The following is a 26,497-nucleotide window of genomic DNA, read 5'->3' on the forward strand; positions in this document are numbered from 1 at the left end:
AGCAAGAATACAGTGCTAGAACCGTCTTCAACAGTAGAGCACTTGACGATCAATGGCCTAAAGTGGACGGATGTTCTACGCGTAGGTCGCCGGTGACGCGTAGCGGCGCCGTTCAAGGCGCTGTGAAGATCTCCGCCCGGTGACGCGAACTCGGTTGTGCGTTAGGAATTGATCGATCCTAGACTTCGGCGAATCCTGACGGCCAGGTCTTGTGGTGTGGTGGCTTCGATCAGGCGGCCGTTTCGCCCGCCGGGAAGCATGGCCCACCAAATGTTCGTTTTTTCTCCGTACCAGGTCAGGACACCAGGGAAGTAGTGACGTAGCTCGGCGATGGCTTGCGCTCGGACTTGGGGTGTGGGAGCCGGGAGAGGGTTGGTGCCGTTCATGTCAGCGTCCTCCGGCCTGTTCCCATGCCTGCTCCTTGGCGGCAAGTCTCGCCTTGACGGCTTCGACGGCCTTTGGAAGGTGGTCATCGTCGGCTGGGGCGATGGGGCGGCCGATTGGGTGCACGTAGAACCAGAGTTGTCCGTCTCGTGCGGGGCGGGCGTCGCATCGAATCTCGACGGGTGGGCCGAACGCGCTGGGGACGATAAGGAGCGGCTCGGTGTCCGTGGTTTCGGCGACGTAGCCGTGGGAGTTGATCGCCTGCTTGAGGGCTTGGATGCGGAGGCGTGGGCCTTCGGCGGCGAGGTCTGTGATCGTCGGCATGAGGTGTCTCCTGGGGAGTGACGTGGTGACACCCGTGACGGTAGGAAGGCCGCTTGAGCTGGGTCGATGAGTGTGCCCGAACTTGCCGGGCTATCTGAGCGCCTCAATGGCCGAGGTCAGGAGCTTTCGTGCCATAGCGCCGTAGACCGCCATCGCCGACAGCTCAGCGAACGCCTGGACGTACTCGTGGACCTCGCGAGGCTGAGTGATCGTCAGGTAGGACGACACCAGCTCGACGTTGACTTGGTCGTCGTCGAAGATCCAGAAGCCTTCGACCGGCCAGCGGGTTCGCTCGGTCTGTGCCGGGATGATGCCGAGGCTCACGGAGGGCAGGGAGGCGCACGTCATCAGGTGGTCGAGTTGGCCGATCAGGGCCTCGCGGTCGCACACGGCGTTGCGTAGGACGGCCTCTTCGATGACGAAGGCGAAGCGGTGATCGCCCTCATTGAGGACTTGCTGTCGGCGCATGCGGGCGTTGACGGCCTCGTCTACGTCGTCGGGGAGACTCTGGCGGTGCCTGAGCGAGTGCATGACGGCAGTGGCGTACGCGCGGGTGTGTAGGAGGCCGGGGACTAGCCATGCCTGGTAAGAGCGAAAGTGCCGGGTTCGCTCGTACAGCGGGAGGCGTGCCTCTTGTTGGCGGCGGAGGCCGGAGCGGTGCAGGCGGCGCCACTCGACGTACATCGAGTTCACGGCGCGGAGCGAGGCGATCAGGTCGTCGGCCTGGTCCTCGCTGGCGCATGCGGTACACCAGGCCCGGATGTCGTCTTCGGAGGGTGGCCGGCGGGCGTGTTCGATGCGGGAGCTCTTGGATTCGTGCCAGCCGCACGCGCGGGCCAGCTCGCGCTTGGTGAGTCCAGCGTCCAGCCTCAGCTCTCGGAGCCGATCGGCCAGGGCTTGCCTGGCCTGCTGGACGCTGGACGAGGGAGACGACACCGTAGCTAGCTCACGCGGGCCGGTAGTCCTGGTGGTCGATGCCGCGCTCCCAGACGGCATCGAACGCCGAGGCGCACAGCTTGATGGTGGCCGCGTCTTCGGCGACTTCTACGCCGGTCGGGCGTCCGTCGCCGTCGAAGTGGTTGAACAGGACGAGCCGGTCATCGACCAGCCAGAAGTCGTTGCCCGGCAACGCCAGATCGGACGCGCGCCGACGCGGTAGCCAGCGGAGCGCTTCCCCGGCCGCGACGTTGGTGAAGGCGTAGGAGTGGGAGTAGCGGATGTACTCGCTCACCGGCTCCGACACCACGCGCGCCCGGCGGACTGTCACTCCGCGGGCGACCGTTTCGGCGATCAGGTCAAGCCATGGACGCCACCAGGATGCGCGGTCGGCGGAGTCGTAGCGGTGGCCCGCGCGCCATGCGGCGATGCGCTCTTGTTCGGAGTCCACGGTGTAGAGGTCGCGCATCTCCAGGTGGACCGCCGATGACGTGGCCGAACGCAGCAGATCACCGTAGGTCGGCGTCACCGCGATTCACCTCCGGAAAGAACTGCATCATGCGTGCCGGGAACCGGATGAGCCTCTCGCCGGGCGGGTTCTCGCCCGTGTCGGCCAGCGTGGACGTCTCGGCGACCTCCCATCCGCGGAGGATGTAGTCGCCGGTTGCCGGGTCTCGCCAGACGGTGGGCGACCCGCCGTCGTCGGACTCTGGGTCTCCACCGAGGAACTCTAGAGCCATCGTGAACCTCCCTGGATCTGATGTGCCGGGACTTGCCTGCCGGCTGTTTTCGAGCCCACAGCCGGTCAAGGGCTTCGGACGTCCAAGAGCGAGAGGCCCCAACTCCCGTGCTCGGGGAGTTGGGGCCTCTGTCGGGTGGCATCTTGTCTCACTCCACCGCGTCTATCTGGCTGCTCAGTACGGCCGCATGAATCGCGGACGCGACCGCCCTGGCGGAGAGGGCATCGGTGCGTACAGCCAAGGTGAAGCATTCGCGACCGTCGGGGCCGAGGTCGGCGAGGGTCTCGCCCCATGCTCGGAGGCGTCTGTCGATATCGACGCTCCCGCGCTCCTGGAGGCGTTTCTCCGAGGTCTCGCGAGAACACCACACCAAGACGTCTAGCCACCTCACGGACCCTGTCTGTAGCGCCTCCACGCCCGCTAGTTGGCCCATGTGGACGATCGGTATCCGTCCCGCGTCGCGCAGCTCGGCAAGGTGGGGGGCATCGACGACGTACGTGGCGTCATATCGGCTCGACTCGTAGAGGACTGCGTCGCGGCGGCGAAGCTCGGCAATGTCCTCGGACGTGGTGAGCCGGTATCCCATGGAGCGGCCCGGCCTGGCCTTGAGCTTGTGGAAGTAGGCGTAGCGGGCGTCAAGGGTCGTGAGTGCTGCGGTGATGGTGTCCTTGCCGCTCGCCGGTGGACCGTAGAGGATGACGCCCCCGAACATCAGCCCTCCGCCCGGCCGTGTAGGACGGATTCGAGCAGCTCTTTCGCCTGGCTCTGCAACGGCCTGCTTGAGGCGCTGTTATCGACCAGGACGTACGGTTCCGGCGGCCGGAAGTTCAAATCGATGGAGGCGAGGTAGCCCTCCCAGTCGGCGAGCTTCGCCGCGTCCCGCGCCGCTCCGCGATGGCGAACGTAGGTGTGCATCGTCTCGGCATCGCAGTACACCCATGCCAGGGTCGTGATGGCCTGCAACGCGGTGAAGTGCGCTTGGGAGCGTCTCACCCATGCCGGATCGCTGAACTCCCGGATGAACGGCGCTGTGACGATGGCGCTCGTCCCGCACTCGACGTTTTCGTCCGCCGCCGCGATCAGCGCTTCGTACTCGCGAGGCCGGATGTGGTTGAGGTAGGCATCCGACTCGCGGTCGTGGGGGGACTTCCCGAGTAGCTCTAGCGCGGCTTCGACTACCGGACGGGTGAGCGTGTCCTTGTCGAGCATCGGCCAGCCGGTCTCCCGCGCGAGGATCCGCCCCAGCTCGGTCTTGCCGCTGCCCGCGTAGCCGCCGACGAGCACGATGTGCGGCCGTTCGAGCCGGACCCTCTGCGTACGTGCCTGGTCTGGCGCGTGGACGATCCGCTTGGAGCGGGACTTGCTGACGACCAGGCCCTCCGCCGTGAGCACCTTCATGGCCTCGCTGATCGTGAAGACGCTGACGCCCCACTGTTCGGCGAGATCGCGGGTTGACGGGAGGGCGTCGCCGTCGCGCAGGACGCCGGCCTCGATGTCATTGCGGATGTTGCGCGCTACCTGCTGATGCAGCGCCTCCGAGCGGACGAGGCGAGGACGTGAGGGCGTCATCGGCGCTCCCTTCCTGAGTAGGTGTCCGGAGCACTGATATGGAGGCTATCAGTCTGCTAACAGCCGACCATGGTCGTTCAACCCATGCCCCTGCAGGTCAGAACACATCTTCAGACGAATTCCTTCCTAACAGTTGACCTTGATCCATATCAGTTGTTAGGTTCCCTGCATCACCCCGGACGACCGCCGCGAATCCGAGCACATCGACGCCGCGACGCTCACCATGGGCGTCTGTATCCAACCCGGCGTCCTCGCCCGCCTTGGTGACACTCCGGAGTTCCGCGAGCAAGGACTACTTGGCCGTCTGCTCTGCTCGGTCCCCAAGTCCCTACTCGGCTACCGCCGGGAGAATCCCGCCCCTGTCCCGCCCGCCGTTCTGAGCACCTACGAGAGCAACGTCAAGGCGCTCGTGTTGTCGCTCGCCGCCGAATCCGAACCGCGGACCCTGCACTTCGGCCCAGAGGCTGAGGCCGCCATCGTCGCCGTCCTGAAGGACACCGAGACCCGCTTTCGGCCCGGCGGTGACCTCGCCCACATGACCGACTGGGGCGGCAAGCTCGTCGGTGCGGTCCTGCGCATCGCCGCACTGCTCCACCTCGCCGAGCACTTCCGCTCCGGATGGGACCGCCCGATCAGCCTCGCCACCTTCACCAAGGCCCACCAGATTGGCGAGTACTTCACCCTTCACGCCCAAGTCGCCTACGACATCATCGGCGCCGATCCCGCCGTCGCCGACGCCCGCGCGCTCCTGGAATGGATCCGTCGCACCGGAACCGAACGCTTCACCGCCCGCGACGTCGTCCAAGCCCTCCGGACCCGCTTTGCCAAGGTCACCGACACCGACCCCGGCCTCCGCGTCCTGGAGTCCCACGGCTGGATCCGCCGCCTCCCGACCCCGCCGCGCAAGGGCGCCGGCCGGACGCCCTCCGCCGCCTACGAGGTACACCCGAACGCCACCGAGGCCCCCGCCGAGCCGCCCAGGTGACCGCGTCTTTCACCCACCCGCACGTCAGCCCCGCAACGCAGCAACACACCACAGAATCCCCAGAAACCCATTCCTGTGGATTCTGTGCACCGTTGCACCGTTGCAGACCTCCACCGTCGGACCCGGATCGCTCGCCACGGTGCCTGTCGCCCAAGGCGCCGGAACCCGCCACCGCACACTCCCGGAGGTTCCCTGTGACGACCACGATCACCGCCGACACCGACCTACTCCTCACCGTCGAAGAGGCCGCGCGCCGCCTCAAGATCGGCCGTACGCAGATGTACCGACTCATCGCCTCTGGCGAAGTCAAGAGCGTCACCATCGGCCGCCTGCGCCGCGTCCCGGCCGAGTGCCTTGCCACCTACGTCTCAAGCCTCCTGTCCTCCGTGCAGCCGAACTAGTCAGAGGAGATCACATGGGACGCCACGCCAACGGAAGATCGTCCATCTACCTCGGCAAGGACGGCTACTGGCACGGCCGCGTCACGGTCGGCACCAAGGACGATGGCAAGCCCGACCGCCGTCACGTCATGGCCAAGAACAAGGCGGAGGTGACTAGGAAGGTCCGGAAACTGGAGGAGCTTCGGGATAAGGGACGAGTCCCCAAGGCCGGGCAGCGCTGGACCGTCGAGAAGTGGCTCACGCACTGGATCGAGAACATCGCCATCCCGCCGAGCATCTCTGAGAACGCTCATGCCGGGTATCGCGTACACGTCGAGAAGCACCTTATTCTCGGTCTCGGTGCTCACCGCCTGGACAAACTCGCACCCGAGCACTGCGAGAAGCTCTACGCCAAGATGAAGGAGAAGCAAGGACTCTCAGCAGGAACGGCACATCACGTACACCGCACCCTCCGCAACGCGCTCAACGTGGCCGTCCGGCGTGGCCACCTCAGCACGAATCCGGTACTTCTCGCGACGGCTCCAAAGCTGGACGAGGAGGAGCCGGAGCCGTATGAAATCGACGAGATCAAACGCCTACTCAAGGTGGCGAGGGATCAAGAACGGAACGGAGCCCGATGGGTCCTGGCCCTCGCTCTCGGTCTCCGGCAGGGCGAAGCGCTCGGCCTCAAGTGGGAAGACGTGGACCTCGCCACAGGCATGATCCGCGTCCGACGTGGACGTCTCCGACCCAGATACACGCACGGGTGCGGCGACAATCCGTGCGGCCGGAAGGCCGGCTACTGCCCCGAGCGTCAGCAGGCACGACCGGAGACCGGCCGGACCAAGTCCAAGGCCGGACGCCGTGTGATCGGCCTACCCGCGCCGCTGGTCGGACTCCTCAAGGCACACAAGGCTCAGCAAGACGTCGAACGCGATGAGGCCCATCAACTCTGGCGTGAGGGCGGCTACGTCTTCACCAAGCCGGACGGGGAGCCCCTGAATCCGAACACCGACTACCACGAGTGGAAGGCCCTGCTAGAGAGAGCAGGACTCCGAGAGACCCGTCTCCATGACGCCCGCCAAACGGCGGCGACGGTCCTACTCATCCTCGGCGTCCCGACGCCAACGGCCATGGCCATCATGGGCTGGTCGAGCGCTTCCATGGCCAAGCGCTACCAGCACATGAGCGACACCATCCGAAACGATGTCGCCGCCCGCGTTGGGGACCTACTATGGGAGTAGTTGTTTGAGTCGAAGGCGCCTCCCTGTTGAGGGGGGCGCCTTAGTTCTCTTCGGCAAACATATCGAGTTGTCCGGGCACATGGTCGCCTCTGGACTGTCGTGTTCGATAGGTGTCCACGTGGTCAAGAGTCTGAATCACTGTGGCGCCATACAGCCAACTCAGGTTGCCCTCTTTCTCTAGGGTCCCGCTGACGAGGATCGCCAAGTCCTCCTCGTGTGCCCTGATCGCTTCGTGATAATCCTCTTCATCTGCCAGACGGACGCGTACCTTTCTGGGGCCATCAGGCTGGAGTGAGTCTATCCCGAAGACTCCGGGGCTGCCCGCCGCCTTCTTGGCGAGAATGTGTACCCGGCCCATCACTGTCACGACCTGAGACGACTCATCTTGGGCGAGCTTGACTGCTGCCCGTGTCAACGGCTCGATGTCTGAAGGTCGGAAAACGAAATGACTTTCTAGTTCAGGAGCTGGTCCAGTTGAGGTGTCCCACTCAATAGATACGTCTGCTTCGTCTGCATCATTTGTGACACCCAAGATCGCGTTGGTCATCTCATAAGAGACGCCATGTGACACGCCATCTTCGAAGCCAGAGAGTGAACCTCGGCTCTTGTAATGTTCCAAAGCTTCTGAGGTCGCCTCTAGTGCCCGAACAACAGCCTCATTAACTGCTCGAACCTGGGCGGCGCCAGCTTCAACGATTCTCGCTGACTGAGGAGACCCACCGCGAAGGGTGACCGATGCGGCGGGGGGTGCATACGCTGTGACAATGTAGCTGCCGGGTTCGGTCTGTCCCATGAGGACCTGATCCAAATACCGATTCGCGAACCCTCCATGCCTATTAACATAGTGGCGTCCTGGTGCTATGAAGGATTTCGCTCCTGCCAGTAGCGTACGTCGCGCCGATTCGATCAGCTTCTCGCCTCTCCGCCACTGGATCAAGCCGCTAGGGGTCGGAGATTCCTTGCGGAAACGGAACTCGTCCGTAGTGTCGATCATGAGCCGAGGGTAAATAGAGCGCGTCCATAGATCCCGATTCTCGGCTACTCGGGATAGTGCGAGTTGTAGGTTGTCCAAAAAGTCTGGAGCTTGAGAGTTCAGAGGGATTATAAGACTTGCCTGCCTGGGTGGAGCTTCTGCGTCTACCGGTGGGGCGAGGCGTGTGTAAGTGCCTGCTCTGCCGCCGACGGTACGCCACCCTGCGTCCTGAAGTAGTACCGCTAGCTTCTCTGGGTCCACCCTTTCGGGGAGGTTGGCATCTCTACTGCTCACGTAGCGGCTCCCCTCTTTCTATCTTATCCAGGATCCCGATGACGGCATGAGCGTCAAAGATATTTTGGGTCGGGATTTGGACAGATGGGTACTTCGCCTTCGACGTCAAGCCCTCTAGGTGTGCCCAGTAGCAACATCTCTTAGTAGTGAGCGCGACGTGGTCGGCCTCGGTCCACTCGCTCTGCTTAGCAGGCATCGCCATTACAACGAGGATGGCCTTGGGGTAGGTGCGGACCTTGACTAGATGGTCAAAATAGTCGCGCTTCGTGAACTGATAACTGAACGTTGCTCTCTCCGGGTTCGGAGTAATGCCGGTTGTTGCTTTGAGCTGAACGAACAACATCTGCTCAACGTCGGTGGCCACGGTAGGCGGGCGTACAAGTTGACCATCGATGCCCCAGAGATCCTTGCCGGTGATCTCATAGGAACAGCCAGCGGTTGCGGCCACACTCGAAACGTACCCCTCGTGCAACTGCTCCATCATGTCGGTGAACGTCTTCGCATGCACCGGCTCGATGCGCCGCCCTCGGGACTTCGTAGCCCCGTCGCCCCTGGATGAGCCCCCCATAGATCGCCCCCAATCCCGATGACAGGGTAGATCGGGGCCATGTGGATCGGAAGAGGGATTTATTCACATACCTATAACCATGACCGCCGCCGTCCTTATCTGGGACGAGAGGGGTTGGTGGAGGCGCGTGCAGCTGTCGAGGTGTCGCCAGCAGGACGATGCGCTGGCCCCGAGCATCTCGCGTCTGGCGAGAGACCGCTGTGGCTCCCAAGCGCTGGACTTACGTAGGCGCTGAACCCGGCCCACGGCTTGTCACTGAGACTGGGAAGCACTGAGGGCGGCACCCTGGGGTGCCGCCCTCGTCATGTTTTGCCTGGTTAGGCTGGCGGAGGATGCGAGATTCGAACTCGCGAGGCGTTGCCACCAACACGCTTTCCAAGCGTGCGCCCTAGGCCACTAGGCGAATCCTCCACGGGAGAGCCTACCGGTTCTCGGGCAGTGACTTGGTCTCAATTACGGCGGCCGGCGGGATCGGGCCGTAGACGTGCGGGAACACCTCGTCGCCCGCCGGTTCGTAGCGGACGGGGGCGTCCAGCCGGGACACGTCGATCACCAGGAGGACGAGGTCGGAGCGGGGGACGGCGGTGTAGAAGCGTCCGAGGACGCCGTCCACCTGGGCCAGGTCGGACGAGCAGTGGATGAAGCCTTCGTCGTCGAGCGTCCGGCCCAAGGTGGACATGGTGTAGGGCGTGTCCGAGTCGACGGCGTTCTGCCAGTGGGTTCGCTCGGCGATGTGCAGGAGAGTCTGGACGGACATGCGCCGGAGACTACGCGGGAAGCGTGGCGTTCCAGGGTGGGGGATGCCATAGACTCTGGGAAGACCCCTCGCACGGCGTCACCCTGTGAACCTCCCCAGGGCCGGAAGGCAGCAAGGATAAGCAGGCTCTGGCGGGTGTGCGGGGGGTCCTTTCGCTTGTGACGCTCTGCTTCCCGAGGAGGGCGGGCCCCCGATGAGTCTGGCTCTGTACCGCAAGTACCGGCCAGCGACGTTCGCGGAGCTGAAGGGGCAGGAACATGTCGCCGAGCCCCTCCAGCAGGCGCTGCGCAACGGCCGGATCAACCACGCCTACCTGTTCAGCGGTCCGCGCGGGTGCGGCAAGACGTCCAGCGCGCGGATCCTCGCACGGTCGCTGAACTGCGAGAAGGGGCCGACGCCCGATCCGTGCGGGGTGTGCGACTCGTGCGTCGCGCTCGGGCCGTCCGGCACCGGGCACATTGATGTGATCGAGATCGACGCCGCGTCCCATGGTGGTGTCGACGATGCCCGTGACCTGCGTGAACGTGCGTTCTTCGCACCGGTCTCGGCGCGCTTCAAGGTGTACATCATCGACGAGGCGCACATGGTCACCCGGGAGGGCTTCAACGCGCTGCTGAAGCTCGTCGAGGAGCCGCCGCCGCACCTCAAGTTCGTGTTCGCGACCACCGAGCCAGAAAAGGTCATCGGGACGATCCGGTCGCGTACGCATCACTACCCGTTCAGGCTGATCCCGCCGGGTGTGCTGCAGGAGTTGGTCGAGGAGATCCTCCGGTCGGAGGACGTGCCTTACGAGACGTCCGCGCTGCCGCTGGCGGTGCGGGCGGGGGCCGGGTCTGCTCGGGACACCTTGTCGATTCTCGATCAGCTTCTGGCCGGGTCGGACGAGAAGGGCATCACGTACGCGCGGGCCGTCTCGCTGCTCGGATACACCGACTCGGCCTTGCTGGACGAGGTCATCGCCGCTTTCGCGGGACGGGACGGCGCGGCTGTGTTCGCCGCCATCGACCGGGTGGTGGAGAGCGGGCAGGATCCGCGGCGGTTCACGGCTGATCTGCTGGAGCGGTTCCGGGATCTGGTGATCCTTTCGAACGTTCCGGAGGCCGGGGGGACGGGGCTGCTGAACGTCCCGCCGGACGAACTGGAGCAGATGCGGCGGCAGGCGTCGTCCATGGGGGCGGGGGAGCTGACGCGGGCGGCTGATCTGCTGCACACCGGGCTCACGGAGATGCGCGGGGCGACCTCGCCGCGGTTGTTGTTGGAGCTGATCTGCGCTCGCATTCTGCTTCCGGCCGCTTATGAGGACGAGGCTTCTCTGCTTGCTCGCCTGGATCGGCTGGAGCGTCAGGCCGCTCAAGGCGGACAGGGTGGTTTTGGTGGCGGGGCCGTAGGCGGTGGGCCGACTCCGGCCTTCTCGTCCGCCCCGCAGGGGGGTGGCGGGCAGAGCAGCTCCCCCCAGGCCGGCTCCCCGCAGGGCGGCTTCCCCCAGGGCGGTTTCCCGCAAGGTGGGTCGCAGCAGGGCGGGTCGCAGCAAGGCGGCCCCCCGCAAGGCGGCTCCCAGGGGGGCGGCTTCCCACGGGGCGGGGCGCAGCAGGGAGGCGCTGGAGGAGCTGACGCTTCCCAAGCCCGCGAGTCCCAAGCCCGCGAGTCCCAGACACGCGAGGCCCAGACACGCGAGCCTGCGGCTGCCTGGGAAAACGCGAGTCCCCGGGAAGAACAGTCCCCGCCCTCCCAGGGGGCCGAGCCCACTTCCAGTGTCAACCCCGTGCGGGGGGCTCCGGAAGTGGAACGCGGTTCTGTGGATAACCGTCGCCCCTCCTCGGGCGGAGGCTCCCCCGGAGCCCGGTCCAGCGAAGCCCCGCCCAGCGAAGCCCGGGCCAGTGCTCAGGCCAGCCCAGGCGCACCCGCAGCCCCGTCCAGCCAGGCGGGCTCCTCTGGCGGTGCCCACGCAGGTGCCTCGGCAGGCACGTACGCAGGTAGCCACGCAGGTAGCCATGCAGGTGCTCCCGCAGGCGCGGGCGGCGGTGGGGCGGTTTCGGCTGGTTCCGGTGGGGCTGACTTCTCGGCCGTGCAGCAGCTTTGGCCGGACGTCGTCGAGGCCGTCAAGCAGAAGAGCCGCGCCACCTGGATGGTCATCATGTCCGGGGTCCAGCCGGTCTCGCTGGACGGCAAGGTCCTCACGCTCGGCTTCGACGCCGAAGGGCGCCGTCTCGGCTTCGTCAACGGAGGCCGCGACGCCGTCCTCCGCGAGGTCCTCAAGGAGCGGATGGGCGTCGACTGGCGGATCGAGACCGTCGTCGGCGGCGGACCACCCGCGGCTCCCCCGCCGGGCAGGCCGGGCCCTAACACCGGGTTCGGTGGGGCGGCCACACCGAACCCGGCACCGCAGCCCCGGCCGCAGCCGACCGCCCAGGCCCACTCGCAGCCCCGCCCGCCGGTCCCGCGCACCGAGAGCATGCCGGAACCGCCGCCGCCGCCGGACGAGCCTCCGCCGCCCCCGGAACCCATGGACGAGAGCGACGAGGTCGACCCGGAAGGCGACGCCGACGTCGACGGCAACGAGGCCGAAATGACCGGAATGGCCCTCATCCAGCGCGAACTGGGCGGCCAGATCATCCGCGAGATCGACAACTCGTCCCAGTCCTAGCGGGACACCCGCACCCCGACGACCGTCACGCGGGGCACCGGCAGCGACGCCACCGCGACGCCCACCCGATGCCGACCGCGACGCCGACCGCGACGCCACCGCGACGCCGACCGCGACGCGGCCCCACGCGGCGGTCCCGGTCACCCCGCCGCAGCCCCGCGAACCGGGCGGCGGACGGTGACCACGGCTGATGGCGTCGACGGCGCCACCGGCGTACACTCCACCCCCTCCCCGACCGTGAACAGGCGGGATCATGTCCGAAGACGTCACATTGACCGCCTTGGACCAGACCGCGGCCCTCGACGCCCTGGACGAGCTGGCCACCCTCTACGAGGAGATCTACGCCGAGCCCCCCTACAACTCGGCCCCCAAGTTCTCCGGGGACCGCTTCCTCGCCCGCACCCGCGAGCAGATCCTCACGTCCGGCTTCGCCTCGGTCGTCGCCCGCCGCGGCGAACGCCTGCGCGGCTTCACGTTCGGCTTCACGATGGCGCCGGGCGCGTGGTGGGCGACCGCGTCCGCGCCGCCCGGCGACGTGCTCGCGTCCGACAAGTTCGCCGTCGTCGAGCTGGTCGTCGCCGTCGCCGAACGCGGGCAGGGCCTCGGCCGCGGCCTCCTGGACGAGCTGCTCCGCGAACGGAAGGAGCGGTACGCCACCCTCCCCGCGGTCATCGGCACCGACGCCTACGCCATGTACGTGCGCTGGGGCTGGGAGAAGGCCGCGGAGTTCCGCGAGGAACCGCCCTTCTCGGACGCGCTGGTGCGCCCCCTCGTCCCGAAGAACGACCCGGGACCGCCCCGTGACCCGGCCGCGCGCTGAACGCGCCCTACCCGTCCGACCGCCAGGTCCCCGCTGGTCCGGGCCGTGGTCTGGGATGGTGCGGGACGGTATGCACGCAGATGGCCGGGGGTGGAGCACATGCCGAGATCAGGGGTGAGTCGGCGCACCGGTGGTGCTCTTACCGCTTGGCCCCGCGAACCCGTAGTCTCGGGGGACGGACGTCCGGTGGCTGGCGGAGCGCCAGGGAGAAGGCCCTTTCGGGGGGCCGGAAGAGGGAGTGCACCGTGGAACCCGGTGGTCAGTTGAACATGCAGGAACTGCTCCAGCAGGCGCAGGCCATGCAGGAGCAGCTCTTCAGCGCCCAGCGCGAGCTCGCGGAGGCCGAGGTGCGGGGGACCGCGGGCGGCGGCCTCGTCACCGCGACGGTCAACGGGCAGGGCGAGGTCACGGGCCTGTCGATCGACCCGAAGGCCATCGACCCCGACGACCCGGCCGACACGGCGGAGACGATCGCCGACCTCGTCCTCGCCGCGATCCGCGACGCCGGGCGCGAGGTGCAGGAGCTCCAGCAGGAGAAGATGGGCCCGCTCGCCCAGGGCCTCGGCGGAGGCGGCGGCATCCCCGGCCTCGGCGGAGGCGGAGGCGGCGGAGGCGGCGGAGGCGGCCTGCCCGGCGGCTTCCCGGGCCTCGGCGGCGGCCCGGGCTCGGGCGCCTGACAACGAAGGCCCGGAAAGCCCGAACGAAGACCCGGAAAGCCCGAACGAAGACCCGGAAGCCCGAAAGACCAGGAAGCCCGAAAGACCAGGAAGCCCGAAGGACCGGGAAGTAGGAAAGGAGGGGTCCGTTGTACGAAGGGGTGGTTCAGAACCTCATCGACGAGCTGGGCAGGCTGCCCGGCGTCGGCCCCAAGAGCGCGCAGCGGATCGCCTTCCACCTCCTCGCGGCCGATCCGGCCGACGTCGAGCGGCTCGGCAAGGCGCTCAAAGAGGTCAAGGACAAGGTCCGCTTCTGCAAGACGTGCGGGAACGTCGCCGAAGAAGAGGAATGCCGGATCTGCCGGGACGCGCGCCGCGACCCCCACATCATCTGCGTCGTGGAGGAGTCCAAGGACGTCGTCGCGATCGAGAAGACCCGCGAGTTCCGGGGCCGCTACCACGTCCTCGGCGGCGCGATCAGCCCGATCGAGGGCGTCGGCCCCGACGACCTGCGCATCCGCGAGCTGATGCAGCGCCTCGCGGACGGCGCGGTGACCGAACTCATCCTCGCCACCGACCCCAACCTGGAGGGCGAGGCGACCGCGACGTACCTGGCCCGGCTCGTCAAGCCGATGGGCCTCACCGTCACCCGTCTGGCCAGCGGCCTGCCGGTGGGTGGCGATCTGGAGTACGCCGACGAGGTGACGCTCGGCCGCGCATTCGAAGGACGGAGGCTGCTCGATGTCTGACCCCACCAGCCAGCCCAACAGCCAGAAGGACTGGAACGCCCTCGCCGAGCGCGTGGCGCGCCACGTCGACAACTACCTGAACGGCCTGGAGGCGGTCGCGCGCGGCGACGGCGGCGTCCATACCGTCCCCCTGCTCCTTCTCGAAGTGTCGCAGGTCATCCTGGCGGGGGCGCAGCTCGGCGCCAGCGCCGACGTCATCCTCCCGGACAACTGGGAGCCCGAGGTCGGCCCCGACCCCGACCTCGACGCCATCCGGCAGGGCCTGTCCGAACGCCTCGACGCCCTGGACGAGTACGTCGAGGTGTTCGACCCGTACAAGGACACCGAGCCCACGTCCTACCGCCTGTCGGACGACCTGGTGGACGTCGCCAGCGACCTCGTCCACGGGTTGCGCCACTACCAGCAGGAACGTCCGCTCGAAGCGCTCTGGTGGTGGCAGTACTCGTACTTCAACCACTGGGGCAACCACGCCGGCGCCGCCCTCCGCGCCCTGCACGCCTTCGTCGCCAACGCCCGCCTGAACGTCGCCACCGAAGCCGCCACCACCGCCTAGCTCCGAGGAACTCCCACCCAGCTCTGCTTGGCTCGACCCCCCGCCGAGCTCCCCCAACTCCACGCGGCCCGACCCCGCCCCGGCCCGGGCTCCCGCTCATCTCCCCTTGAGCTGGCTCCCGGCAGCTCCGCTGGCCCGGCTTCGGTCCAGCTCGGGCTGGGTGCTGCCCAGCGCCGGACGGGCTCCACCCACTCCGGGGCCTAGCTTTGGCCGGGGGACGGGGCGCCGGGGGCGCCTAAGCTCCACGCGATCAGCTCGGCGGCCTTCTCGGCGTCCGGGCCGAACCGCTCCAGGCCCGCCGCGTACTGCTTGAGGTCGTCGTCCCAGGTGACCGTGGTGGACCGGGCCCGGTACGAGACGTGCAGGACGCCGTCCTCGCCGGGGCGGGCCGTGGACATCTGCGGAGCCCTCCGCCGCAGTGCCGCGTACAGCGAGTCCAGCGGACCCCTCCGGACGCGCGGCAACTCCTCAATCGGGGCCATCGGCTCTCCCATCGCCTTCCCGCCTCCCTGCAAGCCGGTGGACGAGAAGACCACGGCGCCCCCGCCGCTCCTGCCGCCGCCCGGACGCTCCGCCTCGCTCACAGGCGGGTCGACCGGGAAGATCCGCGCCGACACAGAGCCCGCGCACGTCCGGTGACCAAGGCTATTCGGACGGTCGCCGGAGGCCCAAGATGCCTGCGGCTTCCGCGAGGATAGATCTCCGGGACTCGACGCCCGCATGTCCACCCGCCACGGCACTGCACACCCGCCCCAACGGTCCAGCGAGGCCGCAACTAAGTCCGGACGCCACCCTCAATCCCACGGTGAAATTGGCTTGCCGCCTCCCGGACCGCCGCGCAGCATGGGCCTGTGCGCTTTTCGATCAACGTGCCGAACTTCGGCGACTTCGCGGACGTCCGAGCGCTGGCGCGGGTCGCGGCCGCGGCGGAAGAGGCGGGCTGGGACGCGCTGTTCGTCTGGGACCACGTCGTCCACGTCAAGGCCGAGCGCAAGACCTTCGCCGACCCGTGGATGCTGCTGACCGCGGCGGCGCTCGCGACCAGCCGGATCAAGCTCGGCACCCTCGTCACCCCGGTGGCGCGGCGGCGGCCGCAGCAGCTCGCCCGGCAGGTCGCGACGCTGGACGTCCTCAGCGGCGGGCGCGTGATCTTCGGCGCCGGGCTCGGCGGGCCGGTCGCCGACGAGTTCGGCGCCTTCGGCGAGACGACCGACAAGACCGTCCTGGCCGAGCGGCTGGACGAGGGACTCGGCCTCCTCGCCCGCTACTGGACCGGCGAACCCGTCACCCACCACGGACCCCATTACCAGGTCGACGACGTGGCGCTGCTGCCCGCGACCGTGCAGCGTCCGCGCCCGCCGGTCTGGGTCGCCGGATTCTGGCCGAACCGCCGTCCGATGCGGCGCGCCGCGCGGTGGGACGGCGCGGTCCCCCTGTTCGGCCCCGGTTCGCACGGGTATGCGCCCTCGCCCGAGGACGTCCGGGAGTTGACCGGCTACGTCCACCGGCACCGCGAAGGCGACGGCCCGTTCGAGATCGTCGTCGGCGGCACCAGCCCGGCCGACGCGCGCGACCTGATCGGCCCCCTGGCCGACGCGGGCGCCACCTGGTGGGACGAACGGCAGTGGCTCGACAGCGACGACATCGACAAATACGACCCCGTCATGCGCCGTATAGAACAGGGCCCGCCGAACATCTGACCAAGCGCGCGGGGAACAGCGCCCGTACGCTGGCCGGGGGCTGGGCGGGCTGAAACGGGGTACGGAGTTACCTGTTTGTAATCCATCCGGTCGGGCTCTGTAGACTCGACGTCCGGTACGCCCTGACCCCGAACCGAGGAGCGCCATCCGTGGCCCTAGTCGTGCAAAAGTACGGTGGCTCCTCCGTCGCCGACGCCGACGGCGTCAAGCGGGTCGCCCAGCGCATCGTCGCGACGAAGAAGGCGGGCAACGACGTCGTCGTCGTGGTGTCCGCGATGGGCGACACGACGGATGATCTCATCGACATGGCCAAGCAGGTCAGCCCGCTGCCCCCCGGCCGCGAGCTGGACATGCTGCTCACCGCCGGCGAGCGGATCTCGATGGCCCTGCTCGCCATGGCCATCGCGAACCTGGGCCACGAGGCCCGCTCGTTCACCGGCTCCCAGGCGGGCGTGATCACCGACGGCTCGCATGGCAAAGCCAAGATCATCGATGTGACGCCGGGACGGATCCGCACCGCGCTGGACGAGGGCTCGATCTGCATCGTCGCCGGGTTCCAGGGCGTCTCCCAGGGCACCAAGGACATCACCACCCTCGGCCGCGGCGGCTCCGACACCACCGCGGTGGCGCTCGCCGCCGCGCTGGACGCCGACGTCTGCGAGATCTACTCCGACGTCGACGGGGTCTTCACCGCCGACCCGCGCATCGTGCCCGCCGCCCGCAAGATCCCGAAGATCTCCTACGAGGAGATGCTGGAGATGGCGGCGTCCGGCGCGAAGATCCTGCATCTGCGCTGCGTGGAGTACGCGCGCCGCTACAACATCCCGATCCACGTACGGTCCTCGTTCAGCCAGAAGGTGGGCACCTGGGTCGTCGACAGCAGCGAGATCGAAGGACAGGACATGGAGCAGGCGATCATCTCCGGCGTCGCGCACGACCGGAGCGAGGCCAAGATCACGGTGGTCGGGGTGCCGGACAAGGTCGGCGAGGCCGCCACGATCTTCACCGTGCTGTCCGAGACCGAGATCAACATCGACATGATCGTGCAGAACGTGTCGGCGGCGTCCACCGGCCGCACGGACATCTCGTTCACGCTGCCCGCCACCGACGGGCAGAGCGCGCTGACCGCGCTGAACAAGGTCAAGGAGCGGATCGGGTTCGAGTCGCTCCGCTACGACGACCGGATCGGCAAGGTCTCGCTGATCGGCGCGGGCATGCGCTCCCACCCCGGCGTCACCGCCACCCTGTTCAGCGCCATCGCCGAGGCGGGCGTCAACATCGAGATGATCTCCACGTCGGAGATCCGCATCTCGGTCGTCGTCGCCCAGGACGACATCGACACCGCCGTGGCCGCCGCCCACCGCGCCTTCGACCTGGACGCCGAGCAGGTCGAGGCGGTCGTCTACGGCGGCACCGGCCGCTGACCCGCCCGTCCCGACCCGTCTTTCCCGACCCGTCCTCCGCCGCCCGGGCCGGCCGCCGACCGGCCCGCCTGGGCGCCGCCCTGCCCGCGCCGGGTTCCGAAGCGCGGGATTCGCGCGTCACGTGACGCAGTCGGCGGGGCGGGACGGTGGCAGCATCCCCTGCGGGAACCGGTCGCGGACGGCGGTAGTTCAGAGGATGTGAGTGCGACGATGGACTCGTCTTCCGGGCTGCCGACCCTCGCTGTCGTCGGCGCGACCGGGGCGGTCGGCGCCGTGATGCTCGGCCTGCTGTCCGTCCGCCGCGATGTGTACGGGGAGATAAGGCTCGTCGGTTCGGAACGGTCCGCCGGGCGGACGCTCCGCGTGCGCGGCGAGCGGGCCGAGGCCGTGGCGCTCGCACCCGAGGTCTTCGACGGCGTCGACATCGCGACGTTCGCCGTGCCCGCGCCGGTCGCCGCCGAATGGGCGCCGGTCGCGGCGGAGCGCGGCGCGGTGGCGGTGGACGGGTCCGGCGCGTTCCGGATGTGCGGGGACGTCCCGCTCGTCGTCCCCGAGGTGAACCCCGAGCGGGTCCGGGACCGGCCGCGCGGCATCGTCGCGGGCCCCGGCTGCACCACCCTGTCGATGATCGTCGCGCTGGGCGCGCTGCACCGCAGGTACGGGCTGCGGGAGCTGGTCGTCGCGTCCTACCAGGCGGCGTCGTCGGCCGGACGCGACGGCGTCGACACCCTGTACGCGCAACTGGAGAAGGTCGGCGGCGACCGCGCGCTCGGCAACCGCGCGGGCGACATCCGCGGGGTGGTCGGCGAGCTCGGCCCGTTCCCGGCGCCGCTCGCGCTGAACGTCGTCCCCTGGACGGGCACGCGCGAGGACGGCGGCTGGACGTCCGACGAGGTCGCCGTCCGCGCCGAGACCCGCAAGGTCCTCGGGCTGCCGGGGCTGAAGGTGTCGGCGACCTGCGTGCGCGTGCCCGTGGTGACGGCGCATTCGGTGGCCGTCCACGCCGTGTTCGAGGAGCGGACCGACCAGCGGGAGGCGCAGGCGATCCTCGCGTGCTCGCCGGGCGTCGTGCTGTGCGACAACCCGGAGACGCACGAGTTCCCCACGCCGTCCGACGTCGTCGGGACCGACCCGACCTGGGCCGGACGGGTCCGCCGCTCCCTCGACGACCCGCACGCGCTCGACCTGTTCCTCTGCTGCGACAACCTGCGCAAGGGAGCCGCGCTGAACACCGCGCAGATCGCCGAGCTGATCGCCTCCGGCCGCACCGACTGACCGCGCCGACTGACCGCGCCCGGCTACCGCGCGTCACGGTGACGGCCGTGTTCCGGACGGGCAGGACGTCGTGGCGGGGCCGTATGGTGGCATGCGTGACCGAGACGAAGGCCGTGAAGTCCGAGCAGACGCGGGCCGTGATCGTCGAAACGGCGCTGCGGCTGTTCAGGGAGCGCGGGTACGAGGCGACGACGATGCGCGCGATCGCCAAGGAGGCGGGCGTCTCGGTCGGCAACGCCTACTACTACTTTGGGTCCAAGGAAGAACTGATCCAGGCGTACTACGACGAGCTGCAGGACGAGCACGTCGCCGCCTGCCGGGCCGTCCTGGACGCGGAGACCCGGTTCGCCCCGCGGCTGCTCGGCGTCCTGAAGGCCCGCGTCGACACGATGGTCCCCTACCACGAGTTCGCGGGGAAGTTCTTCAAGTTCGCCGCCGAGCCGACCAGCCCGCTCAACCCGTTCAGCGCCGAGTCGGGCCCGGCCCGCGAGTCGGCCGTCGCGATCTACCGCGAGGTCGTCGAGGGCTCCGACCTGAAGATCGACAAGGAGTTCCGGGCGGAGCTGCCGGAGCTGCTGTGGATCTACTCCATGGGCATCGTCCTGTACTGGGTGCACGACAGCTCGCCCGGCTGCCGCAAGACGTACCTGCTCGTGGAGCGGACGGTCCCGCTGGTCAACCGCATGGTCGCCATGTCGCGGATGCCGGGCTTCAAGTCGGTGACGCGGGAGCTGGTCGGCATCATCCGCGAGGTCCGCGCGTAAGGGCGGTCTGGGCGCGCCTCAGCGGAACGTGATGTCCCAGTGGTCTTTCTCGCGGGCGAAGAGCGCGCCGTCCGGTGAGCGGTAGAGGCGCGCGCCGTCGCTTCTGACGCCTTGCGGCGCGTACTCCCTGACCGCCCGGTCGACGCACGCGCTGGGAGCGATGTCGAGCTTGTAGCCGTTCGAGTGGCTGAACCGGCCGCCCGCGTGGCCGTGCTCCGTCCCGCCCGTCACGGTGACCTCGCAACCGCTGGACGCCGCGAAGCCGATCACGCCCCTGACCGTCCCGAGCCGGACGTTCTCGAACGACGTGCAGCTCCGGACCGCTGGATCGGAGCACCCGCCGGTCGACTGCCAGTCGATGCCGTTCGCGCGCAGCAGGCTCTCGGCGAGCCCCTGCCCGAGCCGCGCCGAATCCGGCAGCCGCCGGACGACGTCCCGCGGCGAAATCCCCCGCACCCGCCGAGCACCCGAAACCCGCCCCTTCCGGGCGTTGGCCCCGTCGGCGTCCAGCCTGCTTGGAGGCGACGCGACCCGCCTACCGGGAGCCAGCGCCGTGAGCGCTGGGGCCTCGCCGGGCCTGGACGGTCCGGCTGAAGCTGCCGAGGTGGCGGGTGGTGGGGACGCGGTGGCCGGTGGGGTTGTGGCGGCCAGCATCGCGACCGGGACGGACAGGGCTGTGACCAGCGCGGTCAGGCGGTGACACGGATGAGGTGCGCCGTCTCCGGACGGGTTGGGCGCTCGGTGCCGTCTGAGGCGGGGCGCGCGGCGGACGCGGGCATGGGCGCGCGTGCGGTGCGGCCGGTTCATGTGATCCCCCCGATCGGTGATGTCCGGGGGGCGGGGCCGGTCCGCCGGCGACCGGCCGTGCGGTGCGGCCGCTCGGAGGGATGCCCGGGTCGTTGATCTTGTAAACCCCGGGGGACGGGCCGGGCGGCCCGTCCCCCGGGACGTTCACGACATGCCTAGATGTTTCCGGGCGAAGCCGATCTCGGCGGCCATCTGGGTGATGCGCTCCTCGACGACCAGGGAGCCGTGCCCGGCGTCATACCGGTACATCTCGTGCGGGTGTCCCAGCTCGGCGAGCCGCGCGAGGTAGTTGTCGATCTGCCGGATGGGGCAGCGCGGGTCGTTCTCCCCGGCGAGGACCAGCACCGGCGCCCTGACCGCCTCCACGTAGGTGATCGGGGACGACTCGCGGTACCGGTCCGGGACCTCGGACGGCGAGCCGCCGAACAGGGACCGGTCGAACGCCTGGAGGCCCTCCATCTCGTCCTCGTAGGCGGCGACGTAGTCGGCGACGGGGACGGCGGCGACCGCGACGCTCCAGTCGTCCGGCTGGGTGCCGATGCCGAGCAGGGTGAGGAAACCGCCCCACGAGCCGCCGGTCAGGACGAGCCGCGCCGGATCGGCCAGCCCGCTGGACACGGCCCAGTCGCGGACGGCCTTGATGTCCTCCAGTTCGGTGAGCCCGACCCGTCCCTCGATGGCGTCGCGCCATTCCGACCCGTACCCGGTCGACCCCCGGTAGTTGACGCGGACGACCGCGAACCCGTGGTCGACCCAGGCGGCGGCGGACGGGACGAACGAATCGTCGTCCTGAGCGGTCGGCCCACCGTGAATGTCGAAAACGGTGGGGAAGGGGGCCTCGCCGTCAGGTTTGCTGACCAGGGCGTGGATGCGTCCGGCCAGGCCGTCCACCCAGACGTCCTCGACCGGGACGGACGGCGGCGCGCCCGGACCCGGCGGCGTCAGCACCACCGCGCCGGAAGTGCTGCGTATGACGGGCGGTTCGGCGGCGGACGACCAGGAGAACTCGACCGTCCCGTCCGGCCGGACATCGGCCCCGCCGATCACGCCGCGCGGCGTGTCCACCCTGGTCAGGGTCCCGTCGGACAGGTCGTAGCGGTACAGCTCGTCGCGCGCCTCGTGGTTGTGGGAGATGAGCAGCGCCGTCCCGTCCGGGTACCAGGACGCGCCGAAGTCGCCGGGCAGGTCGAGGACGATCTCGTGTTCGGTCCCGGCGACCGGGTCCCAGATGAGGATCTCGTCCCGGCCGCGGCGTTCGTGGTTGACGAGGAGCCGTGCGTCCCCGTCGACCGGAGCGAAACCCGCGCCGTAGACGCCTTTGCCTGGGCCGTCCCAAAGGTCGGCGACCGTGGAACCGTCCGGGCGGAGGACGCGCAGCGCCATGTGGCGGCTGTCGCCGTGTTCGCTGTGCCCGATGGCGATCAGGGATTCGTCCCGGGAGAGGCCCGCGACGTGCGCGTCCTCCGCGTGGTGGTAGAGCACCTCGGGCGATGCCGCCGGACGGCACATATGGATGGTGTTTCCTGCGTCGGTCGTCCGTCCGATGACGGCGAGGCCAGAGCGTCCCAGGCTCAGCCCAGACGGATACGACGGTTCCAACTCGGGGACGGCCGGGACGCTCTCCGGCGGGACGCTCTCGTCCGGGGAGTGGAAAGGAGCGCGTTTCCATACGCCGAACTCGTCGCCGTCGGTGTCCGCGAACCACCACACCCATTCGCCGGACGGGTCGATCGTGCCCGCCCACGTGCCGTTCGGACGGTCCGTCACCTGCCGCCGCGCGCCGGTGTCACGGTCCCAGGAGTAGATCTCCCAGGTCCCCGTGGCGTTCGACCGGTAGACGCTGCGGCTCGGGACGTCCCGCGCCCATCGCGGCAGGGTGATCCGGGCGGCTCGGAAACGCGCCTTCCAGCGCTCGTCATCGACCATGCCCACCAGTATCGCCGCTCGCTGATCACACCCCGGGCGATGCGGTACCCGCGTCCGGCCGTGTGATCGTCGGGTGCGGCCGGGGCGTCGTTCACGCGCGCCGGCAGAGTTCGCGGCCGGAGCCGGACACGTCCCGTCCGGCGGGCGCCGGGAACGCGATCATGCCGGCCGCCGTCAGATCCGGGTCGGCGACGTCCCGGCCGGGACGTCCCACGGCAGAGGAGAGAAGAGAATGCGCAAGACCCCGTCCGCCGCCCTCGCGGTCACCGTCCTGGTCGCCGCGCTCGGGCTGACCGCGTGCGGCGACAAGCGGTGGTGCGAGCACGACGCCACCGACACGAAGGTCAGCGACCGGTACTGCAAGAACAACACGCCCGGCTACGAGTGGGAGTCGGACGGCGGCGGGCACGGCAAGAAGCCGAAGCACAAGAAGACGAAGTCCAAGTCGCACCGCTGAACCCTCAGCGGGCGCGGCGGCACCGTGCCCGGGCCCTAGGTGACGCGCCGGGCGGTCTTGATCCTGCGTTGTCGGCGCCGCCGCTTTCCGTTCTCGGCCTGGGACGCCTCGACGGCGAGCAGGTCGCGGAGGGTGCGGGGGACGATGTCCTGAGGACGGTCGGCGAAAGCTGAAGGCATCGGGTTCCTATCTTCGGGATCGTTCGGTGATCGTGATCAGGCCGCGGTGACCGGCGCGCGGTACGCCCGCGACACGGTGCTGAGCGCCCAGCGCATCCGCGCCAGGTACGTCTCGGGGTGGTCGCCGGCCTCCTGGGCGACGGTGGCGACGCACGTGGAGTAGGCGCCGAGGCGGTCGTCGATCGCCGCGCGGACCTGCTCGGTGGACGGGTGGTCGGACTCCTGCAGCTCGCAGCAGAACAGGATCTCGGCCAGGTCGGAGGTTGTGAGCGAGGTGAGGGTCGGCGTGTTCGACATCGTCTGCCTTCTTCCTGCGGAGGGGGCCTCGTCCCCCTGCTGCCGAATATGACTCTGCCGCTCCGGCAGAATCATCGCCATAGGGGAAAACCCCCATCCGGGGTGGAGTAATCCCCCCGGGAGACCCTTAGTCCCTGCGGGCGGGGCCAGGGTCGCGGGGGCGTGCGTCCGGATGTTCCGGCAGGCCAGACCTGGTAAGCCGCCTAAGACGGCCCTGTTCGCCATGATCCCGCCGGCCCCCCGATCCGGACAGCGTTCTGTAGCTCATTCGTCCGGAGACCCGATGTTGGACGTCCCTCGTCCCGTGCCACCTTCGTGGCCAGATCGCGGCGTGTGTGAGAATTTGGCCATGCATCGTGTGGTCGTACTGGCGCTGGACGGCGTGTACCCGTTCGAGCTGAGCATCCCGGTCCGCCTGTTCGGGTCCGCCGTGTCGGCGGACGGCGAGCCGCTCTACGAGGTCCTGACCTGCAGCGTCGACGGCGGACCGGTCAGGACGAACGCCGACTTCGACGTCGCGGTCCGGCACGGGCCGGAGCTCGTCCGGACGGCGGACACGCTGGTCATCCCGCCCTGCGCCTACGATCTCGACGGCCCGGCCCGGCTCCCCGAACCGCTCGCCGGGGCGCTCGGCGCGCTGCGTCCCGGCACGCGCATCGTGTCGATCTGCACGGCGTCCTATGTGCTGGCCGCCGCGGGCCTGCTCGACGGGCGTCCCGCCACCACGCACTGGCGCGACGCCGCCCGCTTCCAGCGCGAGTTCCCCAAGGTCAAGGTCGACCCGGACGTCCTGTTCGTGGACGACGGCGACGTCCTCACCGCGGCCGGCGTCGCCGCAGGGATCGATCTGTGTATGCACATCGTCCGGCGCGACCACGGCAGCGAGGTCGCGAACGGCGTGGCGCGGCGCTGCATCGTGCCGCCGTGGCGGGAGGGCGGGCAGGCGCAGTTCATCGAGCGCCCCGTCCCCGGGCCGGAGGTCGCGACGACGTCGGCGACCCGGGCGTGGGCGCTGGAGCAGTTGCACCGGCCGCTCGCACTGAGCGAACTGGCGAAGCACGCGCGGATGAGCGTCCGGACGTTCTCCCGCCGGTTCCGGGACGAGGTCGGCATGACGCCCGGACAGTGGCTGACGCAGCAGCGCGTCGAGCGCGCCCGCCGCCTGCTGGAGACGACCGACCTCGCGGTGGACCGCATCGCCGCCGAGGCCGGGTTCGGGACGGCGGCGTCGCTGCGGCAGCACCTCGTCGCGACGATCGGCGTCCCGCCGTCCACCTACCGCCAGACGTTCCGCACCACCGAATCCGCCCCGGGGGCCGGACGGCCTTCCGCGTTCACCCGCTGATCAGCGAGCACTGAGCGGCCGCTCGGAAGGGGGCCGGCTAGAAGGTGTGCACGGCCCTCTCGTTCGGGACGCAATGCGTCATCTTCAGCCCGGTGACGTCCCGGGAGCCGTTCTTGCCGAGGTTGTCGAGCCGCCGCCGGTCCTCGTCCGTGAGGTCCTGGCCGGGGAGCGGTTTGAGGTGCGCGACGTCGTCCGGGCCGATTCCGAGCCCTTCTCCGACGCGCAGTCCGAGGTCGTCCTCCACCAGGAGGAAATGCCAGACCATCCGTTCCTGGACGGGACGCGCGCATTGCGAGATCAGCGCGACGAAGTTGCGGACGAGGTCGTCGCGCTCCCAGTCCTCCATCAGCAGATACCGCTGCCCGGCCTGCAGGTAGTCGGCGACCCGCGGAATGCGCTTGCGCGTCAGCCGTCCGTGGATCTCCGGCCCCTGCTCGTCGTGCGTCGGATACTGCCCTTCCCGCAGCCCGCCCGTAATGGACGGCTCGTAGTTCACATGCGGGTTCTCGCCGCCGTCGTCGACGAAGAACGCCATTTGCCCGTCCCGCTGATTGGTCCGGACCTGCGTCCCCTTCGCCTGGTTGACGGGCAGTTGCAGATAGTTCGGCCCGACGCGGTGGCGCTGCGTGTCGCTGTAGGAGAACGTCCGCCCGACGAGCATCTTGTCGTCGGAGAAGTCGAGCCCGTCGACGAGGACGCCCGTGCCGAACGAGATCTGCTCGTTCTCGGCGAAGTTGTTCTCGACGTTCCGGTCGAGGACGATCCGCCCCACCGGCAACGCCGGGAACTCGTTCTCCGGCCAGACCTTGGTGTCGTCGAGCGGGTCGAAGTCCAGCTCGGGATGGTCGTTGTCGTCCATCATCTGGACGAGCAACTCCCATTCCGGGAAGTCGCCGCGGTCGATGGCATCGTGCAGGTCCCGCGTGGCGTGCCCGAGGTCACGGGCCTGGACGGCCGCCGCGTCCTCCTCCGTCATGCTCCGCACGCCCTGCTTCGGCATCCAGTGGTATTTGACGAGCTTCGTCTCGCCCGTCTCGTTCACCCATTTGTAGGTGTTCACGCCGAAGCCCTGCATGTGCCGGTAGTCGGCCGGGATTCCGCGCGGGCTGAAAAGGTTGACGAGCATGTGCATCGACTCGGGCGTCTGCGACATGAAGTCGAAGATGCGCGCCGGTTCCTGGCGGAACGTCACCGGGTCGGGCTTGAGGGCGTGGATGACGTCCGGGAACTTGATGGCGTCGCGGATGAAGAAGACCGCGAGGTTGTTCCCGACGAGGTCCCAGTTGCCGTCCTCGGTGTAGAACTTGATGGCGAACCCGCGCGGGTCGCGGGCCGTCTCGGCCGAGTCGCGCCCGCCGATGACCGTGGAGAACCGCAGCGCGACCGGCGTCCGCGCGCCCCGCTCCTGGAACAGTTTCGCCCGCGTGTACGTGGCGATCGGCTCGTCGCCCCATTTCCCGTACGCCTCGAAGAACCCGTAGGCCGTCGCGCCCCGCGCGTGGACGACCCGCTCCGGAATCCGCTCCCGGTCGAAATGGCTGATCTTCTCCAGGAACTGGTAGTTCTCCAGCGTCGCCGGGCCGCGCGCACCGACCGTGCGCTGGTTCTGGTTGTCGTACACGGGGTGGCCCTGCCGGTTCGTCAGCACCGGACGTTCGTCCCCCGGCTCCGCACCCCTGCTCGAAACGTCCGTCACGACGGACTCTCCTCTCACCGCTTCGATGCGGCCCTACCCGTGAAAGGGCAA

Annotated in this window: 30 protein-coding genes, 1 tRNA gene and 1 other RNA gene; 15 read left to right on the forward strand and 17 right to left on the reverse strand. The window is 68.8% G+C overall.

The window, feature by feature from the left end; genetic code table 11:
* Positions 1–387: 387 nt before the first annotated feature.
* From FXF68_RS09470 to FXF68_RS09495, 6 genes are all read right to left on the reverse strand, one after another.
* Positions 388–708, reverse strand: coding sequence for a hypothetical protein (locus FXF68_RS09470; RefSeq protein WP_148758559.1), 321 nt, complete (start codon positions 706–708; stop codon positions 388–390).
* Positions 709–798: 90 nt separating this feature from the next.
* Entirely contained in the window at positions 799–1,644 is an 846-nt protein-coding gene (locus FXF68_RS09475; protein WP_246178582.1) for a helix-turn-helix domain-containing protein, read from the reverse strand.
* 10 nt (positions 1,645–1,654) lie between these two features.
* Positions 1,655–2,173: a DUF6879 family protein gene (locus FXF68_RS09480; RefSeq protein ID WP_246178587.1), complete on the reverse strand. Its 519-nt coding sequence runs from the start codon at positions 2,171–2,173 to the stop codon at positions 1,655–1,657.
* Positions 2,154–2,384: a hypothetical protein gene (locus FXF68_RS09485; RefSeq protein ID WP_148758562.1), complete on the reverse strand. Its 231-nt coding sequence runs from the start codon at positions 2,382–2,384 to the stop codon at positions 2,154–2,156. Before FXF68_RS09485 ends, FXF68_RS09480 begins: the two co-directional genes overlap by 20 nt.
* 148 nt (positions 2,385–2,532) lie before the next feature.
* A complete protein-coding gene (locus FXF68_RS09490) occupies positions 2,533–3,096 on the reverse strand; it encodes a guanylate kinase (RefSeq protein WP_148758563.1) in 564 nt (187 codons plus the stop codon).
* Positions 3,096–3,953, reverse strand: coding sequence for a GntR family transcriptional regulator (locus FXF68_RS09495; protein WP_148758564.1), 858 nt, complete (start codon positions 3,951–3,953; stop codon positions 3,096–3,098). The genes FXF68_RS09490 and FXF68_RS09495 overlap by 1 nt, the downstream gene beginning before the upstream one ends.
* A 169-nt stretch (positions 3,954–4,122) precedes the next feature.
* Here FXF68_RS09495 and FXF68_RS43750 point away from each other — a divergent pair, with 169 nt between their 5' ends.
* The 3 genes from FXF68_RS43750 (at position 4,123) to FXF68_RS09510 (ending at position 6,562) form a co-directional block, all read left to right on the forward strand.
* A complete protein-coding gene (locus FXF68_RS43750; RefSeq protein ID WP_281292206.1) occupies positions 4,123–4,938 on the forward strand; it encodes a DUF3987 domain-containing protein in 816 nt (271 codons plus the stop codon).
* A 194-nt stretch (positions 4,939–5,132) separates the two neighbouring features.
* A complete protein-coding gene (locus FXF68_RS43755) occupies positions 5,133–5,339 on the forward strand; it encodes a helix-turn-helix domain-containing protein (protein ID WP_246178589.1) in 207 nt (68 codons plus the stop codon).
* Positions 5,340–5,353: 14 nt separating this feature from the next.
* A complete protein-coding gene (locus FXF68_RS09510) occupies positions 5,354–6,562 on the forward strand; it encodes a tyrosine-type recombinase/integrase (RefSeq protein ID WP_148758566.1) in 1,209 nt (402 codons plus the stop codon).
* Positions 6,563–6,602: 40 nt separating this feature from the next.
* Here the strand turns inward: FXF68_RS09510 and FXF68_RS09515 are convergent, their stop codons facing one another.
* From FXF68_RS09515 to FXF68_RS09530, 4 genes are all read right to left on the reverse strand, one after another.
* Positions 6,603–7,556: a hypothetical protein gene (locus FXF68_RS09515; RefSeq protein ID WP_148758567.1), complete on the reverse strand. Its 954-nt coding sequence runs from the start codon at positions 7,554–7,556 to the stop codon at positions 6,603–6,605.
* A 262-nt stretch (positions 7,557–7,818) separates the two neighbouring features.
* Entirely contained in the window at positions 7,819–8,313 is a 495-nt protein-coding gene (locus tag FXF68_RS09520) for a DUF4365 domain-containing protein (protein WP_187437829.1), read from the reverse strand.
* A 407-nt stretch (positions 8,314–8,720) separates the two neighbouring features.
* A tRNA-Ser gene (locus FXF68_RS09525) sits at positions 8,721–8,808 on the reverse strand.
* A 10-nt stretch (positions 8,809–8,818) separates the two neighbouring features.
* Entirely contained in the window at positions 8,819–9,154 is a 336-nt protein-coding gene (locus FXF68_RS09530) for a DUF952 domain-containing protein (protein ID WP_148758569.1), read from the reverse strand.
* A 59-nt stretch (positions 9,155–9,213) separates the two neighbouring features.
* On the opposite strand from FXF68_RS09530, the gene ffs reads away from it, so the two are divergent.
* From ffs to FXF68_RS09560, 6 genes are all read left to right on the forward strand, one after another.
* Positions 9,214–9,309, forward strand: an RNA gene (gene ffs / locus FXF68_RS09535) — signal recognition particle sRNA small type.
* 38 nt (positions 9,310–9,347) lie between these two features.
* Positions 9,348–11,798 (forward strand): DNA polymerase III subunit gamma and tau, encoded by a 2,451-nt coding sequence (locus tag FXF68_RS42230; protein WP_187437830.1) that lies wholly within the window; start codon positions 9,348–9,350, stop codon positions 11,796–11,798.
* Positions 11,799–12,051: 253 nt separating this feature from the next.
* Positions 12,052–12,618 (forward strand): GNAT family N-acetyltransferase, encoded by a 567-nt coding sequence (locus FXF68_RS09545; RefSeq protein WP_148758570.1) that lies wholly within the window; start codon positions 12,052–12,054, stop codon positions 12,616–12,618.
* A 269-nt stretch (positions 12,619–12,887) separates the two neighbouring features.
* Positions 12,888–13,295 carry a YbaB/EbfC family nucleoid-associated protein gene (locus FXF68_RS09550; RefSeq protein WP_222869924.1) on the forward strand — a complete coding sequence of 136 codons (408 nt, stop codon included), beginning with the start codon at positions 12,888–12,890 and terminating at the stop codon, positions 13,293–13,295.
* A gap of 128 nt (positions 13,296–13,423) precedes the next feature.
* Complete coding sequence (recR, locus tag FXF68_RS09555; RefSeq protein WP_067793525.1) at positions 13,424–14,023, forward strand: recombination mediator RecR; 600 nt, start codon at positions 13,424–13,426, stop codon at positions 14,021–14,023.
* Positions 14,016–14,576 (forward strand): DUF5063 domain-containing protein, encoded by a 561-nt coding sequence (locus FXF68_RS09560; RefSeq protein WP_148758572.1) that lies wholly within the window; start codon positions 14,016–14,018, stop codon positions 14,574–14,576. Before recR ends, FXF68_RS09560 begins: the two co-directional genes overlap by 8 nt.
* A gap of 200 nt (positions 14,577–14,776) precedes the next feature.
* Here FXF68_RS09560 and FXF68_RS09565 read toward each other — a convergent pair whose 3' ends face one another.
* A complete protein-coding gene (locus FXF68_RS09565) occupies positions 14,777–15,058 on the reverse strand; it encodes a hypothetical protein (protein WP_148758573.1) in 282 nt (93 codons plus the stop codon).
* Positions 15,059–15,427: 369 nt separating this feature from the next.
* On the opposite strand from FXF68_RS09565, the gene FXF68_RS09570 reads away from it, so the two are divergent.
* The 4 genes from FXF68_RS09570 (at position 15,428) to FXF68_RS09585 (ending at position 19,739) form a co-directional block, all read left to right on the forward strand.
* Positions 15,428–16,276 carry an LLM class flavin-dependent oxidoreductase gene (locus FXF68_RS09570; RefSeq protein WP_148758574.1) on the forward strand — a complete coding sequence of 283 codons (849 nt, stop codon included), beginning with the start codon at positions 15,428–15,430 and terminating at the stop codon, positions 16,274–16,276.
* A 149-nt stretch (positions 16,277–16,425) separates the two neighbouring features.
* Positions 16,426–17,700: an aspartate kinase gene (locus FXF68_RS09575; protein ID WP_148758575.1), complete on the forward strand. Its 1,275-nt coding sequence runs from the start codon at positions 16,426–16,428 to the stop codon at positions 17,698–17,700.
* A gap of 210 nt (positions 17,701–17,910) precedes the next feature.
* Positions 17,911–18,975: an aspartate-semialdehyde dehydrogenase gene (locus FXF68_RS09580; protein WP_148758576.1), complete on the forward strand. Its 1,065-nt coding sequence runs from the start codon at positions 17,911–17,913 to the stop codon at positions 18,973–18,975.
* A gap of 95 nt (positions 18,976–19,070) precedes the next feature.
* Positions 19,071–19,739 carry a TetR/AcrR family transcriptional regulator gene (locus tag FXF68_RS09585; RefSeq protein ID WP_148758577.1) on the forward strand — a complete coding sequence of 223 codons (669 nt, stop codon included), beginning with the start codon at positions 19,071–19,073 and terminating at the stop codon, positions 19,737–19,739.
* An 18-nt stretch (positions 19,740–19,757) separates the two neighbouring features.
* On the opposite strand, the gene FXF68_RS09590 is transcribed toward FXF68_RS09585, so the two are convergent.
* The 3 genes from FXF68_RS09590 to FXF68_RS44420 form a co-directional block, all read right to left on the reverse strand.
* The gene (locus tag FXF68_RS09590) at positions 19,758–20,195 is read right to left on the reverse strand and encodes a hypothetical protein (protein WP_222869874.1); all 438 of its coding nucleotides are present in this window, start codon (positions 20,193–20,195) and stop codon (positions 19,758–19,760) included.
* A gap of 495 nt (positions 20,196–20,690) precedes the next feature.
* Positions 20,691–22,472, reverse strand: a complete 1,782-nt coding sequence (locus FXF68_RS09595) for a S9 family peptidase (protein WP_148758578.1) — start codon at positions 22,470–22,472, stop codon at positions 20,691–20,693.
* Positions 22,473–22,563: 91 nt separating this feature from the next.
* A complete protein-coding gene (locus FXF68_RS44420) occupies positions 22,564–22,686 on the reverse strand; it encodes a hypothetical protein (RefSeq protein ID WP_281292185.1) in 123 nt (40 codons plus the stop codon).
* Between the two features lie 18 nt (positions 22,687–22,704).
* On the opposite strand from FXF68_RS44420, the gene FXF68_RS09600 reads away from it, so the two are divergent.
* On the forward strand, positions 22,705–22,929 hold the full coding sequence (locus FXF68_RS09600; RefSeq protein ID WP_148758579.1) for a hypothetical protein: 225 nt from the start codon (positions 22,705–22,707) through the stop codon (positions 22,927–22,929).
* 35 nt (positions 22,930–22,964) lie between these two features.
* Here FXF68_RS09600 and FXF68_RS42235 read toward each other — a convergent pair whose 3' ends face one another.
* On the reverse strand, positions 22,965–23,108 hold the full coding sequence (locus FXF68_RS42235) for a hypothetical protein (protein ID WP_187437832.1): 144 nt from the start codon (positions 23,106–23,108) through the stop codon (positions 22,965–22,967).
* Between the two features lie 36 nt (positions 23,109–23,144).
* Complete coding sequence (locus FXF68_RS09605) at positions 23,145–23,405, reverse strand: hypothetical protein (RefSeq protein WP_148350310.1); 261 nt, start codon at positions 23,403–23,405, stop codon at positions 23,145–23,147.
* Between the two features lie 349 nt (positions 23,406–23,754).
* Here FXF68_RS09605 and FXF68_RS09610 point away from each other — a divergent pair, with 349 nt between their 5' ends.
* Positions 23,755–24,750, forward strand: coding sequence for a GlxA family transcriptional regulator (locus tag FXF68_RS09610; protein WP_148758580.1), 996 nt, complete (start codon positions 23,755–23,757; stop codon positions 24,748–24,750).
* Positions 24,751–24,787: 37 nt separating this feature from the next.
* Here FXF68_RS09610 and FXF68_RS09615 read toward each other — a convergent pair whose 3' ends face one another.
* Entirely contained in the window at positions 24,788–26,446 is a 1,659-nt protein-coding gene (locus tag FXF68_RS09615) for a catalase (protein ID WP_148758581.1), read from the reverse strand.
* Positions 26,447–26,497: the final 51 nt, after the last annotated feature.

Source organism: Actinomadura decatromicini, assembly GCF_008121305.1.
GTDB lineage: Bacteria > Actinomycetota > Actinomycetes > Streptosporangiales > Streptosporangiaceae > Spirillospora > Spirillospora syzygii.

Coding starts and splice junctions, on each gene's coding strand:
- FXF68_RS09485 (WP_148758562.1), bottom strand. CDS start 2,384: ATGGCTCTAGAGTTCCTCGGTGGAGACCCAGAGTCCGACGACGGCGGG.
- FXF68_RS42235 (WP_187437832.1), bottom strand. CDS start 23,108: ATGCCTTCAGCTTTCGCCGACCGTCCTCAGGACATCGTCCCCCGCACC.
- FXF68_RS09580 (WP_148758576.1), top strand. CDS start 17,911: ATGGACTCGTCTTCCGGGCTGCCGACCCTCGCTGTCGTCGGCGCGACC.
- FXF68_RS09530 (WP_148758569.1), bottom strand. CDS start 9,154: ATGTCCGTCCAGACTCTCCTGCACATCGCCGAGCGAACCCACTGGCAG.
- FXF68_RS09595 (WP_148758578.1), bottom strand. CDS start 22,472: ATGGTCGATGACGAGCGCTGGAAGGCGCGTTTCCGAGCCGCCCGGATC.
- FXF68_RS09565 (WP_148758573.1), bottom strand. CDS start 15,058: ATGGCCCCGATTGAGGAGTTGCCGCGCGTCCGGAGGGGTCCGCTGGAC.
- FXF68_RS09490 (WP_148758563.1), bottom strand. CDS start 3,096: ATGTTCGGGGGCGTCATCCTCTACGGTCCACCGGCGAGCGGCAAGGAC.
- FXF68_RS09610 (WP_148758580.1), top strand. CDS start 23,755: ATGCATCGTGTGGTCGTACTGGCGCTGGACGGCGTGTACCCGTTCGAG.
- FXF68_RS09470 (WP_148758559.1), bottom strand. CDS start 708: ATGCCGACGATCACAGACCTCGCCGCCGAAGGCCCACGCCTCCGCATC.
- FXF68_RS09605 (WP_148350310.1), bottom strand. CDS start 23,405: ATGTCGAACACGCCGACCCTCACCTCGCTCACAACCTCCGACCTGGCC.
- FXF68_RS09545 (WP_148758570.1), top strand. CDS start 12,052: ATGTCCGAAGACGTCACATTGACCGCCTTGGACCAGACCGCGGCCCTC.
- FXF68_RS09510 (WP_148758566.1), top strand. CDS start 5,354: ATGGGACGCCACGCCAACGGAAGATCGTCCATCTACCTCGGCAAGGAC.
- FXF68_RS09495 (WP_148758564.1), bottom strand. CDS start 3,953: ATGACGCCCTCACGTCCTCGCCTCGTCCGCTCGGAGGCGCTGCATCAG.
- FXF68_RS09520 (WP_187437829.1), bottom strand. CDS start 8,313: ATGATGGAGCAGTTGCACGAGGGGTACGTTTCGAGTGTGGCCGCAACC.
- FXF68_RS09515 (WP_148758567.1), bottom strand. CDS start 7,556: ATGATCGACACTACGGACGAGTTCCGTTTCCGCAAGGAATCTCCGACC.
- FXF68_RS42230 (WP_187437830.1), top strand. CDS start 9,348: ATGAGTCTGGCTCTGTACCGCAAGTACCGGCCAGCGACGTTCGCGGAG.
- FXF68_RS09600 (WP_148758579.1), top strand. CDS start 22,705: ATGCGCAAGACCCCGTCCGCCGCCCTCGCGGTCACCGTCCTGGTCGCC.
- FXF68_RS09550 (WP_222869924.1), top strand. CDS start 12,888: ATGCAGGAACTGCTCCAGCAGGCGCAGGCCATGCAGGAGCAGCTCTTC.
- FXF68_RS09560 (WP_148758572.1), top strand. CDS start 14,016: ATGTCTGACCCCACCAGCCAGCCCAACAGCCAGAAGGACTGGAACGCC.